The 14,729-nt window shown below is 73.6% G+C and carries 16 protein-coding genes; 7 read left to right on the plus strand and 9 right to left on the minus strand.

Annotated features, from left to right (window positions below; all coding sequences use genetic code 11):
• Nucleotides 1–10: 10 nt before the first annotated feature.
• Nucleotides 11–565, minus strand: a complete 555-nt coding sequence (locus AB0I60_RS08895) for a YbaK/EbsC family protein (protein ID WP_360727043.1) — start codon at nucleotides 563–565, stop codon at nucleotides 11–13.
• Nucleotides 566–636: 71 nt separating this feature from the next.
• Here AB0I60_RS08895 and AB0I60_RS08900 point away from each other — a divergent pair, with 71 nt between their 5' ends.
• Complete coding sequence (locus tag AB0I60_RS08900; protein WP_360727045.1) at nucleotides 637–1,398, plus strand: TipAS antibiotic-recognition domain-containing protein; 762 nt, start codon at nucleotides 637–639, stop codon at nucleotides 1,396–1,398.
• 46 nt (nucleotides 1,399–1,444) lie between these two features.
• Here the strand turns inward: AB0I60_RS08900 and AB0I60_RS08905 are convergent, their stop codons facing one another.
• From AB0I60_RS08905 to AB0I60_RS08925, 5 genes are all read right to left on the minus strand, one after another.
• A complete protein-coding gene (locus tag AB0I60_RS08905; RefSeq protein ID WP_360727046.1) occupies nucleotides 1,445–1,990 on the minus strand; it encodes a type 1 glutamine amidotransferase domain-containing protein in 546 nt (181 codons plus the stop codon).
• Between the two features lie 9 nt (nucleotides 1,991–1,999).
• Nucleotides 2,000–2,659, minus strand: coding sequence for an alpha/beta hydrolase (locus AB0I60_RS08910; RefSeq protein ID WP_360727048.1), 660 nt, complete (start codon nucleotides 2,657–2,659; stop codon nucleotides 2,000–2,002).
• Nucleotides 2,656–2,946, minus strand: coding sequence for a DUF2516 family protein (locus tag AB0I60_RS08915; RefSeq protein WP_360728488.1), 291 nt, complete (start codon nucleotides 2,944–2,946; stop codon nucleotides 2,656–2,658). Before AB0I60_RS08915 ends, AB0I60_RS08910 begins: the two co-directional genes overlap by 4 nt.
• Before the next feature lie 110 nt (nucleotides 2,947–3,056).
• Complete coding sequence (locus AB0I60_RS08920) at nucleotides 3,057–3,737, minus strand: hypothetical protein (RefSeq protein ID WP_360727049.1); 681 nt, start codon at nucleotides 3,735–3,737, stop codon at nucleotides 3,057–3,059.
• A gap of 6 nt (nucleotides 3,738–3,743) precedes the next feature.
• Nucleotides 3,744–4,148 (minus strand): helix-turn-helix transcriptional regulator, encoded by a 405-nt coding sequence (locus tag AB0I60_RS08925; protein WP_360728490.1) that lies wholly within the window; start codon nucleotides 4,146–4,148, stop codon nucleotides 3,744–3,746.
• Nucleotides 4,149–4,255: 107 nt separating this feature from the next.
• Between AB0I60_RS08925 and AB0I60_RS08930 the strand changes: the two genes are divergently transcribed.
• On the plus strand, nucleotides 4,256–5,365 hold the full coding sequence (locus AB0I60_RS08930; protein ID WP_360727051.1) for a methyltransferase domain-containing protein: 1,110 nt from the start codon (nucleotides 4,256–4,258) through the stop codon (nucleotides 5,363–5,365).
• 18 nt (nucleotides 5,366–5,383) lie between these two features.
• On the opposite strand, the gene AB0I60_RS08935 is transcribed toward AB0I60_RS08930, so the two are convergent.
• A complete protein-coding gene (locus AB0I60_RS08935) occupies nucleotides 5,384–5,818 on the minus strand; it encodes a zf-TFIIB domain-containing protein (protein WP_360727052.1) in 435 nt (144 codons plus the stop codon).
• 73 nt (nucleotides 5,819–5,891) lie between these two features.
• Here AB0I60_RS08935 and AB0I60_RS08940 point away from each other — a divergent pair, with 73 nt between their 5' ends.
• Nucleotides 5,892–7,817, plus strand: a complete 1,926-nt coding sequence (locus AB0I60_RS08940; protein ID WP_360727054.1) for an NACHT domain-containing protein — start codon at nucleotides 5,892–5,894, stop codon at nucleotides 7,815–7,817.
• Between the two features lie 10 nt (nucleotides 7,818–7,827).
• Here AB0I60_RS08940 and AB0I60_RS08945 read toward each other — a convergent pair whose 3' ends face one another.
• On the minus strand, nucleotides 7,828–9,000 hold the full coding sequence (locus AB0I60_RS08945) for a pyridoxal phosphate-dependent aminotransferase (RefSeq protein WP_360727056.1): 1,173 nt from the start codon (nucleotides 8,998–9,000) through the stop codon (nucleotides 7,828–7,830).
• A gap of 80 nt (nucleotides 9,001–9,080) precedes the next feature.
• Between AB0I60_RS08945 and AB0I60_RS08950 the strand changes: the two genes are divergently transcribed.
• A complete protein-coding gene (locus AB0I60_RS08950) occupies nucleotides 9,081–10,286 on the plus strand; it encodes a DUF445 domain-containing protein (RefSeq protein WP_360728493.1) in 1,206 nt (401 codons plus the stop codon).
• 12 nt (nucleotides 10,287–10,298) lie between these two features.
• On the opposite strand, the gene AB0I60_RS08955 is transcribed toward AB0I60_RS08950, so the two are convergent.
• Nucleotides 10,299–10,835 (minus strand): CGNR zinc finger domain-containing protein, encoded by a 537-nt coding sequence (locus AB0I60_RS08955; RefSeq protein WP_360727057.1) that lies wholly within the window; start codon nucleotides 10,833–10,835, stop codon nucleotides 10,299–10,301.
• 141 nt (nucleotides 10,836–10,976) lie between these two features.
• Here AB0I60_RS08955 and AB0I60_RS08960 point away from each other — a divergent pair, with 141 nt between their 5' ends.
• The 3 genes from AB0I60_RS08960 (at nucleotide 10,977) to AB0I60_RS08970 (ending at nucleotide 14,699) form a co-directional block, all read left to right on the plus strand.
• Nucleotides 10,977–11,510 carry a PadR family transcriptional regulator gene (locus tag AB0I60_RS08960; protein WP_360727059.1) on the plus strand — a complete coding sequence of 178 codons (534 nt, stop codon included), beginning with the start codon at nucleotides 10,977–10,979 and terminating at the stop codon, nucleotides 11,508–11,510.
• The gene (locus AB0I60_RS08965; RefSeq protein WP_360727060.1) at nucleotides 11,507–12,184 is read left to right on the plus strand and encodes an ABC transporter ATP-binding protein; all 678 of its coding nucleotides are present in this window, start codon (nucleotides 11,507–11,509) and stop codon (nucleotides 12,182–12,184) included. The genes AB0I60_RS08960 and AB0I60_RS08965 overlap by 4 nt, the downstream gene beginning before the upstream one ends.
• 202 nt (nucleotides 12,185–12,386) lie before the next feature.
• Nucleotides 12,387–14,699: an FtsX-like permease family protein gene (locus AB0I60_RS08970; protein ID WP_360727062.1), complete on the plus strand. Its 2,313-nt coding sequence runs from the start codon at nucleotides 12,387–12,389 to the stop codon at nucleotides 14,697–14,699.
• Nucleotides 14,700–14,729 lie beyond the last annotated feature (30 nt).

Below are 14,729 nucleotides of genomic sequence, written 5' to 3' on the forward strand. Positions count from 1 at the left end.
ACCGGGCGCGTCACACCGGGCGGGCGAGCCCCTCCACGACCTCGGCGCCCGGCAGCTTCGCCAGCACCTCACCGGGCACCAGCAGCTTGCTGCCCCGGATGCCGCTGCCGATCACCAGTTCCGGCGCGGCGGCGACCTCGGGCGAGAGCAGCACCGGCCAGTCCCCGGGCAGGCCGACCGGCGTGATGCCGCCGTACTCCATGCCGGTCAGCGACACGGCGTCGTCCATCGGCGCGAATGACGCGCGCCGGGCGTCCAGGCGGCGGCGCACCACACCGTTCACGTCCGCCCGCGTTGTCGCCGGCACCACGCACGCCGCGTACCGCACGGTGTCGCCGCGCTTGCCCGCGACGATCACGCAGTTCGCGGAGGCGTCCAGCGGCGAGCCGTAGTGGGCGCAGAACTCGGCGGTGTCCGCCAGGGTCGCGTCGATCGCGGAGACCGCCAGGCGGTTCCCCTCGGGCAGCGCGCGCAGCGCGGCGGCCACCGGTGCGGCCACCAGGTCGAGGTGGTCGAGCACGGGGGCGGGCGTGAGCTTTCCGGCGATGGTCCACACCCCGACCATCCTGCCGGCTCGGCTTGACGTTGACGCAGCGTCAACCTCTACCGTGGTCGTGCAGGGGGAGGTGACGGACGATGGCCTGGTCGATCGCACAGGTCGCGCGCATGTCGAAGGTGACTTCGCGGACGCTGCGGCACTACGACGCCATCGGGCTGCTGCCGCCCGCGCGGATCGGGGGCAACGGCTACCGCTACTACGAGCGGGAGCAGTTGCTGAGGCTCCAGCAGATCCTGCTGCTGCGCGACCTGGGGCTGAACCTGGACACCGTGTCCGAGGTGCTCGACGGCCGTCACAGCGCGGTGGACGTGCTGCGCAACCACCAGCGGTGGCTGCGCGGCGAGCAGGAGCGGCTGGCCGCGTTGGCGGACACCGTCGCCAAGACGATCGAGGAACTGGAAGGGGGTGAGCACACCATGAAGATGGAAGAGCTGTTCGACGGCTTCGACGCCGACCGCCAGGCGCGCTACGAGGCAGAACTCGTAGAGCGCTACGGCGAAGGCGTCCAAGAGCACGTCGACGAGAGCAAGCGCCGGATGCGCGGATGGACCAAGTCCGACGCCGACGGGTTCATGGCGGAGTGGCAGGCCGTCGCCCAGGCGTACGGCGAGTTGTTCGACGCGGGCACCGCGCCGGACGCGCCGCAGACGCTGGAGGTGACCGACCGGCACTACCGGTGGATCTGCCGGAGTTGGACCCCGAACCGGGAGTCCTACACCGGCCTGGGACAGCTGTACGTCGACGCGCCGGACTTCAAGGCGCAGTTCGACGCCCACGCCGAGGGCTTCGCCGAGTGGGTGCGCGACGCGATCGCGGCCTACGCGGCCACCCGGCTCTGACACGCCGCGGGGAGGTGCACATCCCCGCGACGCCGGAGCCGTCGCGCTACAACCCGAACGCCTTGACCATCTCGCGGTCGAACGCGGGCAGGTCGTCGGGGTTGCGGCTGGTCACGAGCGTCCAGCCGTTCATGGTGCAGACCTGGACCTCCAGGTCGTCCCACTGCCCGCCGGCGTTGCGGACGTCGGTGGCCAGGCTCGGGAACGAGGTGAGCATCTTGCCGCGCACGACGTCGGCCTCGACCAGCAGCCACGGCCCGTGGCAGATCGACGCGATCGGCTTGCCGGCGGCGACGTGCGCCTTGACCAGCGCTACCGCCTGCCGGTCCATCCGCAGGAAGTCCGCGTTGGCGACCCCGCCGGGGATCACCAGGCCGTCGTAGTCGGCCGGGTCGGCGTGCGCGTAGGGGACGTCCACGGGGAACTTGTCGGCCGGGGTGAGGTGGTTGAAGCCCTGGACCTCGCCCAGCTTGGGGGCGAGCAGGCGGGGCACCGCACCCGCCTTCTCGACGTGCTGCCAGGGGTCGGTCAGCTCGACCTGCTCGATCCCCTCCGTGTCGACCAGGAATGCGATCTTCTTCGGTTCGGCCATGCCTTCCGGCTACCCGGCGAGGAAATGGCCCAACCACCCGCGCACGTCACCCCGGCGGGTCAACCAGGAGGGCACCAGTTCGAGCCGGCCGGCCGGGAACGCGGCGGCGGTGGCCTTGGCGACGTCCTCGGGGTGCAGCGGGTCCCGGGTGGCGCCGACCACCAGGACCGGCGCCCGCACGGCGGCCAGCAGCGCGCGGTCCGGGACGGCGACCCGGCCGGGCAGCTCGGCCAGCGCCCCGTCCAGCCGGGCGAACGCCCGCCGGCGCTCGGCGAGGTACTCGGGCGGCCCGCCGAGGGCGGTGACGGCGCTCTCGCGGTCGAGCAGCGGGCGCGGTTCGTCCAGCACGGCGGGCAGCAGCAGCGCGACCCGCTCGAACGCGTCGGGCTCGTCGGCGAGCAGCGACAGCAGCGCGCCGGAGGTGAGGGAGACGCCGATCGCCCGCGTCGCGCCCACCTCGCGGGCGACCCGGCGCAGGTCGGCGGCGATCCGCCGGTAGTCCCAGTACCCGGCGGGTGCGTCCGGGGCGTCGCCGTGCGACGGGAGGGTGACCACGACCTTCGTGCCGGGCAGGCCGGAGGTGGGCAGGCGGGCTTCGCCGGGGGTCGCGCCCAGGCCGTGGCCGACCAGGGTGACCGGGGTGCCGGAGCCGAAGCTCCGGTGCGTCACCACCTCGGGCCGCGCTGGACCTCGATCAGCCGGGGCCGCACGTCGACCAGGTACACCAGCACCGCGACCAGGCCGGCCAGCCAGAACATCGCGCCGGCGCTGTTGAGGCTGAACAGCAGCAGCGCGAAGGTGCCGCCGCCGGTGATGCCCAGCCAGGCGGGCTTGGTGAGCCGCTCGGCCGCGGTGTAGGCGTCGGCCCGCTGGGACAGCGCGTGCACGAACGCGAAGACACCGACGACCAGCCCGGCGTAGTACGCCAGGATCATGATCCACTGGTCGAGGAAGATCAGGTCCAGGGCCGGAAACGGTGAGAACACCCCCCCAGCCTACGTGCGCGGCGCGTCCGGGGTACAGCCGAAACGGGACGTCCCGGACAGGACGCCCCGTGGCGGCGGGGTCACTCGGCCGCGTCGCCGGACTTCTTGGTGCCGGCGGGGCGGGCGGCGGGCTTGCGCGCGGTCGTCGTCTTCGGCGCGGCGGAGCCGGACCGGGCGGCGGCCGTGCGGTCGGCGGCCTTGCGGGTGGTGCTGCGCACCTCGTGGGCGACGTCGCCGCCGGTCTCCACGACGGCGGTGGCGAGCTTCTCGGTGGCGTCGTCCACGTCGCGGGCGACCTTCTCGCCGACCGTGCGGGTGCGGCGGGTGACCTTGCCCAGCACGTCGTCGGCGAGGTCGCGGGCGTCGGACGCGGCGGCCCCGGTGCGCTTCTGCGCGGTCTCGACGGCGGCCTCGACCTCGCTGAGCGCCTTCTGCACCTGCGGCTGGCTCTTGAGCCGGTCCAGCGCCTCCTGGCCGTGCTCGGCGAGGTACTGGTAGAGGTTGAGCGCGGACTGGGTGTAGGCGTCCACGATCCGGCGCAGCTCGGCCGGCTCGAACTTGTCGCGCAGGTCCTTGAGGTCGGTGCCCTCGGCGGCGGTCTTCGCGGCCTCGGCGCGCTCCTTGGTCTTGTTCAGCGCCTCGACCACGGCCTTCGCGGCCAGGTCACCGGCGCCCAGGGCGGCCAGCAGCGGCGTCCGGGCGGCGGCGACGACCTGCTCGCCTGCCTTGCGCAGCTCCTCGGTGGTGGGCAGGTTCGACATGGGGGTTCACTCCTCGGGTCGGGATTCTCGCGGTCGGCCGGCGGTGTTCTCCCGGCGGAACGACTCGTAGACGTCGAGCAGCACCTGCTTCTGCCGCTCGGTCAGGTCCGGGGCGGTGACGATGGCGTCGGCCAGCGCGCCGCCCGCGCGCTGCTCCAGGAACCCGGCCTCGACGTAGAGCGCCTCGGCCGAGATCCGCAGCCCCTTGGCGATCTGCTGGAGGATCTCCGCGCTCGGCTTGCGCAGGCCCCGCTCGATCTGGCTGAGGTAGGGGTTGGACACCCCGGCGAGCTTCGCCAGTTGGCGCAGCGAGATCTTCGCCGAGTTGCGCTGCTCGCGGATGTACTCGCCGATGTCGCGGCCCAGGTCGGCGACGGCCTGGTCGATGGACTTCTTGTCGGGCGCGTCCACCACGGCACCTCCTCGATCCGCTTCCGACGGTACGCCGAGGTGCTAGCTCCTGCAAGCGCTCTGCTAGCAACCGGACGTGTGCTCGCCCACAGCGCTACCGTTGGCCGGTGGACCTGGCCGCCACCCTGCGCGAAGAGCTGGTCGACTCGCTGGTCGAGGCCGGCGTGCTGACCGACGCGCGGTGGGCGGCGGCGTTCCGCGAGGTGCCCAGGCACGTGTTCGTGCCCGCGTTCTTCGTGGCCACGCCCGACGGCTGGGCGCCGGTCACCGCCGACCACCCGGACTTCCTGCCGCTGGTCTACCGCAACCAGGTGTGCGTCACCCAGCTCGACGGCACCGACGCGGCCTGGCAGCGCGCGGTCGCCGAAGGTGCCGTGGAAGGCGTACCCACCAGCTCGTCGAGTATGCCGACGATCATGGCGATCATGCTGGAGGCGCTGGACGCCGAGGGGACGGTGCTGGAGATCGGCACCGGCACCGGCTACAACGCCGCGCTGCTCGCGCACGTGCTCGGCGACGACGCCGTCACCTCCATCGACGTCGACCCGGGCGTGCACGCCCGCGCGGCGGCGCGGCTCGCCGAAGCCGGGCGGCGGCCGTTCTGCGTGGTGGGCGACGGCGAGCAGGGCCACCCGGCGCGGGCACCGTACTCACGGGTCCTCGGCACCTGCGCGGTGTCCCGCATCCCGCCCGCGTGGCTGGGGCAGGTGGCGGACGGCGGGTTGATCGTCACCACGCTCAACCGGGCGCTGGGCGCGGGCCTGGTCCGGCTGGAGGTGCGCGGCGGCGTCGGGACCGGCCGGGTGCTGCCGGAGGACGGCCGGTTCATGCCGCTGCGCGCGCACCGCCAGGCGTGGGCGGACGAGGCGCTGCACCGGGCGCTGCACGCGGACGGGACGAGCCGGACCACCCCGCTGCCCGCGCGGACGGCGGTCGACCCGGCGTCGGGCTTCGAGTTCTTCGCCGGCCTGGCGCTGCCCGACGTGGTGGTCGGCCTGGACCCGGTGCGGCTGGTGCACCCGGACGGCTCGTGGGCCCGGCACCGGGGCGCGCGGGTGGAGGAGGGCGGGCCGCGCGGGCTGTGGCGCGAGGCCGAGGACGCCTACCGCCGGTGGCGCTCGCTGGGCCGCCCCCGCCGGCACCGCTTCACGTTCACCGCGACCGCCGACGACCAGCGCTTCGCCCTGGACGGCACGGACCTCACCTGGCCGCTCTGACCCCGACCGGGCGGCGGCTCAGTCGAGCAGCTCTTCGAGGAAGCTGCGCCGCCGGGGCGGGTGGTGGCCGGGAGGGCCGTAGTAGCCGGGCGGGTAGGCCGGCGGGTAGCCGGGCGGCACCGCCGGCGTCCCGGGCGGGGGCGTGCCGGGCGGGGGCTGGTAGGGCGGCGGTGCCCCGCCCGCCCCGGGCTGCGGACCCGCGTAAGGCGGCGGTGCGCCATCCTGCGGAGTGCCTGCGTAAGGCGGCGGTGCGCCGTCAGTGCCCGCGTACGCGCCTTCCTGCGGAGTGCCGGCGTAGGGCGGGGCCTGGGCGTAGTGGTCGCGCTCGGCCGCCAGGATCTGTTCCAGTTCGCCGCCGTCCAGGAACACGCCCTTGCAGTTGTCGCACTGGTCGATGTGGACGGCTCCGCGCGTGATGGTGCGCATCAGGTCCTGGCACTTGGGGCAGATCACGTACCCGAGAGTACGCACGACACGGGGGTGACCGCGTCACCACCTGGCGTGACCGGTGGGCCATTATGCCCTGGTGTCCCGATTCCGTCAGCGCGTCGTGCTCGTCGGCTGTGTCCTGACCGCCCTGCTCACCGTGGCCGGGTTGTTCGTCACCGACTACGGCATCGACCCCGACCTGTGGCTGTCCGGCCTCGCGGTCGGGTTCCTGGCGTTCCTCGCCGCCGTCGACCCGTGGCTGCACCGCAAGCGCGCCGCCGGGCTCGCCACGGACGCCAACCTCGACGCCGCCGTGACCGCGCTCGCCACGTCCCTGCACGCCCAGTGGACGGAGGAGTGCCGCGCCCGGGGGCTCACCGACGACCTCCTGGACCTGCACTGGTCCTCCGAGAACGGTCGCCCCGGCCGCAGCGACGCCGTGGTGGGCGCGTTCGAGCGCCACCCGCGCATGGTGTTCCTCGGCGAGGCGGGCGCGGGCAAGAGCACCATCGCCATGCTGCTCACCATCGGCCTGCTCGACCGCCACGCCGGCGGCCCGGTGCCGGTGCTGCTGTCGCTGTCGAGCTGGGACCCGGACACCGAGGACGTCCGCACCTGGATGACCCGCCGGCTCTACGAGGAGCACCCGGCGCTGCGCAACACCGAGCTGTACGGCAGCTACGCGGGCGACCTGCTGGTCGAGCAGCGGCGGGTGTTCCCGGTCCTGGACGGCCTGGAGCGGATCGCCGAGCGCAAGCGCGCGGACGCGCTGGAGCGCATCAACCGCGCCTTCCCGACGTCCTCGCCGCTGGTGCTGACCAGCCGGTCGGACGCCTTCGCGGACGCGGGCGTTCCGGTCGCGGGCGCGGACGTGGTGCACCTGCACCCGCTGGACCACGAGGAGATCGCGGGCTACCTGCGCGCCCACGCCGACCCGGTGACGGCGGCCCGCTGGGAGCCGATCTTCCTGCACCTGCGTGACGAACCGGACGGCCGGCTGGCCGACGCCCTGGCCACGCCGCTCGCGGTGTGGCTGGCCGGGGTCGTCTACGGCTACGGCGAGCCCAGCGAACTGCTCGACCGCACCCGGTTCCCGGACCGCCGGGCGATCGAGGACCACCTGGTCGACGAGCTGGTGGACGGCGCGTTCGGCGACCGGGGGGTGGCGCGGCAGGTGCGCGCCACCCAGGTCTGGCCGCGTGACCGGGCCCGCCGCTGGCTCACGTTCCTGGCGGGCGAGATGCGCGCCCGGGGCATCACCGACCTGGCCTGGTGGGAGCTGCGCCGCTCGGTCGGCAGGCGGTGGCTCGCGGTGCTCGGCGCGCTCGTCCTGGGCACGATCGGCGGCCTCGGCGTGGGCTGGCTGATGGCCTACGCGAGCACGCCGAAGCTCGCGCCCGCGACGGGCCTGGTCGCCGGGCTGGCCGTGGCGGTGGCGGCGCTGTCGGCCTCGCGCGACCGCGCGCCGAAGCCGAGGTTGGGCGTCTGGCGGAGCCTGGTGCTGGTCAGCGGCGTGCTCGGGATGGCGGTCGGCCTCGTGTTCGGCGCGCTCTACGGGCTGTCGGCGGGCCTGGTGGTCGGCCTGGGCCTGGCGGTGGCCGTGGCGCTGCGGTTCGCGCTGGGCAGCAGCGCCGAGCTGACCCACCCGACCAGCCCGAGGTGGACCATGGCGCGCGACCGGATCGCGGTGTGGACCGGCTCGCTGGTGCTCGCCGTGGTGTTCGGCGCGGCGGCGGGGCTGGTGTTCGGCCCCAACCAGACCGGCATGGTCGGGCTGGGGCTGGCCTGCGGGCTGATGCTCGGGTTCACGCTGTCCGTGCTGCACCTGCGCTGGTGGTGGTTCACCGTGGCGCGGATCTGGCTGGCCGCGCGCGGCAAGCTGCCGTGGGAGCTGGTCGTGTTCCTGGAGGATGCCCGCAAGCTGGGCGTCCTGCGCCTGTCGGGCGCGTCCTACCAGTTCCGGCACGCCCTGGTGCAGGAGCGGCTGGCGGGCACGCCCGTCCCGGTGCGCTCGGAGGCGTGAGGCGGCGCGGTCAGGAGCCCAGGGCGCGCAGGCGGCCGATCGCCTCGTCCAGCACCTCGTCCTTCTTGCAGAACGCGAACCGGACGAGGTGCTGCCACTGCCCGGGGTGGTCGGCGAACACCTGGACGGGCACGCCGGCGACCCCGATCCGGGCCGGCAGCTCGCGGCACAGCCGGGCGCCGTCGGTGAAGCCGAGCGGGCGCACGTCGGCGGTGATGAAGTAGGTGCCCTGGCTGGGCCGCACGGCGAACCCGGCGTCGGCGAGGCCCGCCGCCAGCCGCGAGCGCTTGTCCTCCAGCGACGCGCGCAGCTCCTCGACCCAGCCGAGCTCGTGCCGCAGGGCGTGCGCCACGGCGGGCTGGAACGGCGCACCGCCGACGAACGTGAGGAACTGCTTGGCCGCGCGCACGGCGGCGATCAGGTCGGCGGGCCCGCACGCCCAGCCGATCTTCCAGCCGGTGCAGTTGAACGTCTTGCCCGCGCCGGAGATCGTCACGGTCCGCTCGGCCATGCCGGGCAGGGTGGCCAGCGGGACGTGGTCGAGGCCGTCGAACACCAGGTGCTCGTAGACCTCGTCGGTGATCGCGATGACGTCGTGCTCGACGCACAGCCGCGCGACCTCGGCCAGCTCCGCCTTGTCGAGCACGGTGCCGGTGGGGTTGTGCGGCGAGTTGAGCAGCAGCGCCCGGGTCTTCGGGCCGATCGCGGCCCGCAGCGCCCCGACGTCGAGGCCGAGCCGCCCGGTGCCGGGTTCCTCGACCAGGCCGACGGTCCGCCGGGTCGCGCCGGCGAGCGCCACCGACGCGGCGTAGGAGTCGTAGTAGGGCTCGATCAGCACGACCTCGTCACCCGGCTCGACCAGGGCGAGCAGGCTGGCCGCGATCGCCTCGGTGGCCCCCACGGTGACCAGCACCTCGGTGTCCGGGTCGTAGTGCGTGCCGAACCGCGCGCGGTGCCCGGCGATCGCCTCCCGCAGCACCGGCATCCCGGGGCCGGGCGGGTACTGGTTGAGGCCGCCGTCGATGGACTCCTTGGCCACCGCGAGCATCCCGGCCGGCCCGTCGGTGTCGGGGAAGCCCTGCCCGAGGTTCACCGCCCCGGTGCTGGTCGCCAACGCGGTCATCTCCGCGAAGATCGTCGAGGTGAACGGCCGCATCCTGGTGACAAGCGCTGGTACCCGCACAACGCCGAATCTTCACGGACAATGGCCCCGTGGAGCAACTGACCGCCGCTGACCAGCTCAAGCGCCGAGACCTGCGCCGGATGAAGCTCGTCGCCACGGGCTTCTTCCTGGCCGCGACCGCGATCTTCCTGGTGGCGCTGCTGTTCGAGGCGGACGGCCCGCCGTGGATCGGGTACGTGCGCGCCGCCGCCGAGGCGGGCATGGTCGGCGCGCTGGCCGACTGGTTCGCGGTGACCGCCCTGTTCCGCCGGCCGCTGGGGCTGCCGATCCCGCACACCGCGATCATCCCGACCAGGAAGAACACCTTCGGCGACGCGCTGGGGTCGTTCGTCGGGACGAACTTCCTGTCCGAGGACGTGGTGCGGGACAAGCTGCGCCGGGTCGGCGTCGCGCACCGGGTCGGCGCGTGGCTGGAGCAGCCCGACCACGCCGAGCGGGTCACCGGCGAGCTGTCGAACGTGGTCAAGGGCGCGATCAGGGTGCTGCGCGACGAGGACGTGCAGGCGGTCGTGGAGCAGGCGGTGGTGCGCCGGCTGACCGACCAGCCGTGGGGGCCGCCGCTGGGCAGGCTGCTCTCCCAGGTGCTCACCGACGGCGCGCACCACAAGCTGGTCGACCTGATGTGCGACCGCGCCCACGACTGGGTTCGGGACAACTACGACAAGATCGTCGGCCTGGTCACCGAGCGCTCGCCGGTGTGGTCGCCGAAGTTCATGGACTCGATGCTCGGCGACAAGGTGCACTCCGAGCTGCTGAACTTCGCCTGGGCGGTCAAGACCGACGTCAACCACCCGATGCGGCAGGCGCTGGACCAGTTCCTCATCGAGTTCGCCAAGGACCTCCAGTCCGACCCGGCGACCGTGGAGCGGGCCGAGGCGGTCAAGCAGCAGGTCGTGGAGCACCCCGACGTGCAGCGGCTGATCGGGTCGGCCTGGGGCACGGCGAAGGGGATGCTGCTCACCGCCGCCGAGGACCCGTCGTCCGAGCTGCGCAAGCGCATCCGCACCGGGCTGGTGTCGTTCGGCGGCCGGCTGGTCGCCGACGAGGCGATGCGCGCCAAGGTCGACGGGTGGCTGGAAGACGCGGCGGGGCACGTCGTCGGCAACTACCGCGACGAGATCACCACGCTGATCACCGACACCGTCGAGCGGTGGGACGCCGAGGAGACCTCCCGCAAGATCGAGCTCCAGGTGGGGCGCGACCTGCAGTTCATCCGGATCAACGGCACGGTGGTGGGCGCCCTGGCGGGCCTGGTGATCTACACCGTCGGGCAGCTCGTGGTGTGATCGCCGGGGCGGCTACGACACGCTGAGCGCCCGCCGCTCCCGGAAGTTGCGCGCCTTCTCGCGGTTCCCGCAGACCTGCATCGAGCACCAGGTGCGCGACCGGTTGCGGGAGCGGTCGAAGAACGCCCACAGGCAGCCGTCCGCCTGGCAGATCTTGAACCGCTCCCACGACCCGAGCACCGCCAGCCTGGCCGCCGCGCCCAGCACCGCGCCCAGGGCGTCGTCGCTGGACATGGTGGGCACGCCGTGGCTGAGGTCGACCCGGATCAGGCCGGTGGCGGGGGTGGGGTCGGGCCCGTCGTGCCGTTCGCCCAGCGACGCCCGCAGCGCGGTGCGGGCGGCGCGGGCCTCGGTCAGGTCCCCGACATCGCCCAGCCCGCGTTCGGCCACCCACGCCCGCCAGGCGGCGGTGTGGTCCAGCACGTCGGTGCCGAGTTCGAGATCTCGGGTGTTGAGGAAAGCGAGCAGCAGCTCCACATCGTGTTCCGCATCGCCGGCTCGACCCTGCGCAAAAGTCGCGTGGTCCCAGCCGGCCGCCAGACCAGTCACCCCTCCACTGTAGGCGTCGGCGGGTGGCGATGTGGCGAAGTAACCGTCAAACCATTTTCGCCGGTTAGCCTCATTGCCCGTTCGGCTGACCGCCGATCGGGCTATGCACCCGGTGTATACCTCGTGTGTATAGTCGCTGGCATGTCGATCGGACACACCCTGCTCGGCCTCTTGGAAAAGGGGCCACGGCACGGCTACGACTTGAAAAGGGCCTACGACGAGCGCTTCGGCCAGGACCGGCCGCTGCACTACGGGCAGGTCTACACAACGCTGTCCCGCCTCCTGCGCAACGGCCTGGTGGCGGAGGCCGGCGTGGAGTCCGGCGACGGCCCGGAGCGCAAGCGGTACGCGATCACCGACGCGGGCGTGACGGACGTGGAGCAGTGGCTGGGCACGGCCGAGAAGCCGGAGCCCTACCTCCAGAACACGCTCTACACGAAGGTGGTCCTGGCGCTGCTGTCCGGGCGCAGCGCGGACGACGTGCTCGACGTCCAGCGCGCCGCCCACCTGGCCACCATGCGCGACCTGACCAGGCGCAAGGCGTCCGGCGACCTGGCCGACCAGCTCATCTGCGACCACGCCCTGTTCCACCTGGAGGCCGACCTGCGCTGGCTGGAGCTCACCGCCGCGCGGCTGGGCCAGCTCTCCGCCCAGCTCGGGGAGGTGCGCCGGTGAACGCCCTGCTGGAAGCGGTCGACCTGCACAAGTCGTTCGGCCCGACCCCGGCGCTGGACGGCGCCGGCCTGAGGGTGCGCGCGGGCGAGGTGGTCGCCGTGATGGGGCCGTCCGGCTCGGGCAAGTCCACCCTGCTGCACTGCCTGGCGGGCATCCTCACACCGGACTCCGGCGTGGTCCGGTACCGGGACGTCGAGCTGAGCGCGATGGGCGACGGGGAGCGCAGCGAGCTGCGCCGCACCCAGTTCGGCTTCGTGTTCCAGTTCGGGCAGCTCGTGCCCGAGCTGACCTGCCTGGAGAACGTGGCGCTGCCACTGCGGCTGGGCGGTGCGAAGCGCCGCGAGGCGGAGTCGCGCGCCCTGGAGTGGCTGGAGCGGCTGGAGGTGGCCGACGTGGGCGGCAAGCGCCCCGGCGAGACGTCCGGCGGCCAGGGCCAGCGGGTCGCGGTCGCCCGCGCCCTGGTGACGTCCCCGCGCGTGGTGTTCGCCGACGAGCCGACCGGCGCGCTCGACTCGTTGAACGGCGAGCGGGTGATGCAGCTGCTCACCACCGCCGCCAAGGAGACCAACGCGGCCGTCGTCCTGGTGACCCACGAGGCGCGGGTGGCCGCCTACTCCGACCGCGAGGTCGTCGTCCGCGACGGCCGTTCCCGCGAGGTGGAGCCGGTCCGATGAACCACCTGACCGACCCGGCCGCCCCCTGGGCCCGCCACCCCGCCACGAGCCACTCCGCAGCAACCCACCCCGCAGCGAGTCACTCCGCAGTGGGTCACTCCGCAGCAAGTCATCGCATTACGAGCCGCTCCGCAGCGAGCCGCATCGCTCCTCGCCGGGCAGCCCGCAGCGCCGCCGTCCCCGGCTCCTCAAGGCGGGTCCGATGACGAAGTGGCTGAGCGACCTCGCCCTGGGCATCCGGCTGGCCATGGGCGGCGGGCGGACGTCGTGGGTCCGGCTCGTCCTGACCGGCGTCGGCATCGGCATCGGCGTCGTCGTGCTGCTGATGGCGTCGTCCGTGCCGACCATGCTGGCCGCCCGCGCCGAACGCGGCTCGGCGGGCCAGGGCGTGCCGGTGCAGGGCGACCGACCCACCTCGGACGTGCTCTACGTCGCCGACTGGATGTCCGACTACCGGGGCCAGTCGATCGTCGGCGACTTCGTGCTGCCGAGCGGTCCGGACGCGCCGGTCCCGCCGGGCCTGTCGAGGGTGCCCGGCGACGGCGAGATCGCGCTGTCGCCCGAGCTGGCGCGGCTGCTCGACTCCCCGGAGGGCGAGCAGCTCCGGGAGCGCTTCCCGCAGCGCCGGGTCGAGCTGATCACCCAGCCGGGCCTGAACTCGCCGCGCGACCTGGCGTTCGTCGCGGGCGACGCGACGGTGCAGCGCGACGTGCGCAAGGCCGTCGCGTCCTACGGCGGCGCGGCGCAGGAGCGCCGCCTCGACCCGGTGCTGTCGCTGCTGATCATGGTCGGCGTGGTGGCGCTGCTGTTCCCGGTGCTGGTGTTCGTGGGCATCAGCACCCGCCTGGCGGGCTCCGAGCGCGACCGGCGGCTGGCCGCGCTGCGGCTGGTCGGCGCGGGGGCGCAGCGGGTGCGCCGGATCGCCGCCGGCGAGGCGCTGCTCGGGGCGGTGGCCGGCCTGGCGGTCGGCGCGGTGCTGTTCCTCGTGGCCCGCCAGTTCGTCGAGCACGTCACGCTGCTGGGCATCAGCGTGTTCGTCAGCGACCTGACGCCGGCACCGCTGCCGACCGTGCTGATCGCGGTGCTGGTGCCGGTGCTGGCCGTGGTGACGTCGCTGATCTCCATGCGCCGCACGGTGATCGAGCCGCTCGGCGTGGTCCGCCGGTCCAAGCCGGTGCGCCGGGTGATGTGGTGGCGCACGCTGCCGATCTTCGCCGGCACGGCGGCGCTCTACAGCCAGTCCGGCCTGCTGGGCGGTTCCGAGCACCGGGCGTCCGAACCGGTCGTGGTCGGCGGCATCCTGCTGCTGCTGCTCGGCATCCCGCTGCTGCTGCCGTGGGTGGTGGAGCGCGCGGTCGGCAAGGTGCGCGGCGGTGTGCCGTCGTGGCAGCTCGCCATCCGCCGGCTCCAGATGGACAGCGGCACGGCGGCCCGCGTGGTCGGCGGCGTGTCGGTGGTCCTGGCCGGTGCCATCGCCGTCCAGTCGGTGCTGGCCAGCGCGGAGACCGCGATCGTGGACCGCCCGGTCGACCCCGGCGACCGCAGCCGCGTGGTGGTGAGCCTGACCGACTGGTCCCAGGAGAACGTGGACCAGACCGTCGGCCTGCTGCACCGGGCCGTCGACACGGCCCGCGTCCACCCGCTGCTGGGCATCCAGCTGGAGATCGACAAGGACAACCAGTTCGGGGCGACGGTCGGCACGTGCGAGGCGCTCCGGATGCAGGCGACGCTGGACGACTGCCGGGACGGGGACGCCTTCTACCTGACCACCGGCATGGTGGGCGGCGCGGAGGACCGGGCCGCGCTGCACCCCGGTGCGAAGGTCACGCTGACGCAAGGCCACGGCGACACGGTGGTCGTCGGTCCGCAGTGGACGATCCCGGACTACCGGCCGGTGCAGCCGCCCCGGCAGGCCACCGGGTACAGCAACCACGGCCTGCTGCTGACCCCGGGCGCGCTGCGGGGCGTCGACATCGGGTACAGCTACGGCTCGATCGTGGTCGAGGTCGACCCGGACAAGCCCGAGGTGGTCGAGGAGCTGGGCAACGCCATCGCCCCGATGACCTGGCGCGCGTACACGTACTACCTCGGCGCGACCCGGGCGAGCGACCGGGTCGAGGAGTTCCAGAGCATCCGCCGGGGCCTGCTGGCGGGCTCGCTGATCACCCTGCTGCTGGCCGGGGCGAGCCTGCTGATCCTGGCCCTGGAACAGGTCCGGGAACGCCGCCGCCCGCTGGCGGTGCTGGCCGCGAGCGGCGTGCCCCGGGGTGCGCTGAGCCGGTCGCTGCTGTGGCAGAACGCGGTGCCGCTGGTGCTCGCCCTGCTGGTGGCGGTGGCCATCGGCAGCGGGTTGGCCGTGCTGCTGCTCCAGATCGTCGAGCAGCCGATCATCATCGACTGGGCGGGCGTCGCCATCCTGACGGCCACCTCCCTGGCACTGGTGCTCGTGGTGACCGCCCTGACCCTGCCCGCCATGAGGAGGGCGACGGGAGCCCTGGGCCTGCGCTCCGAATGACCCGCGCGGGCACTCCGTCCCAGCGCCGCC

Source organism: Actinosynnema sp. NPDC050436, assembly GCF_040655415.1.
In the GTDB taxonomy this organism is placed as follows: domain Bacteria; phylum Actinomycetota; class Actinomycetes; order Mycobacteriales; family Pseudonocardiaceae; genus Actinosynnema.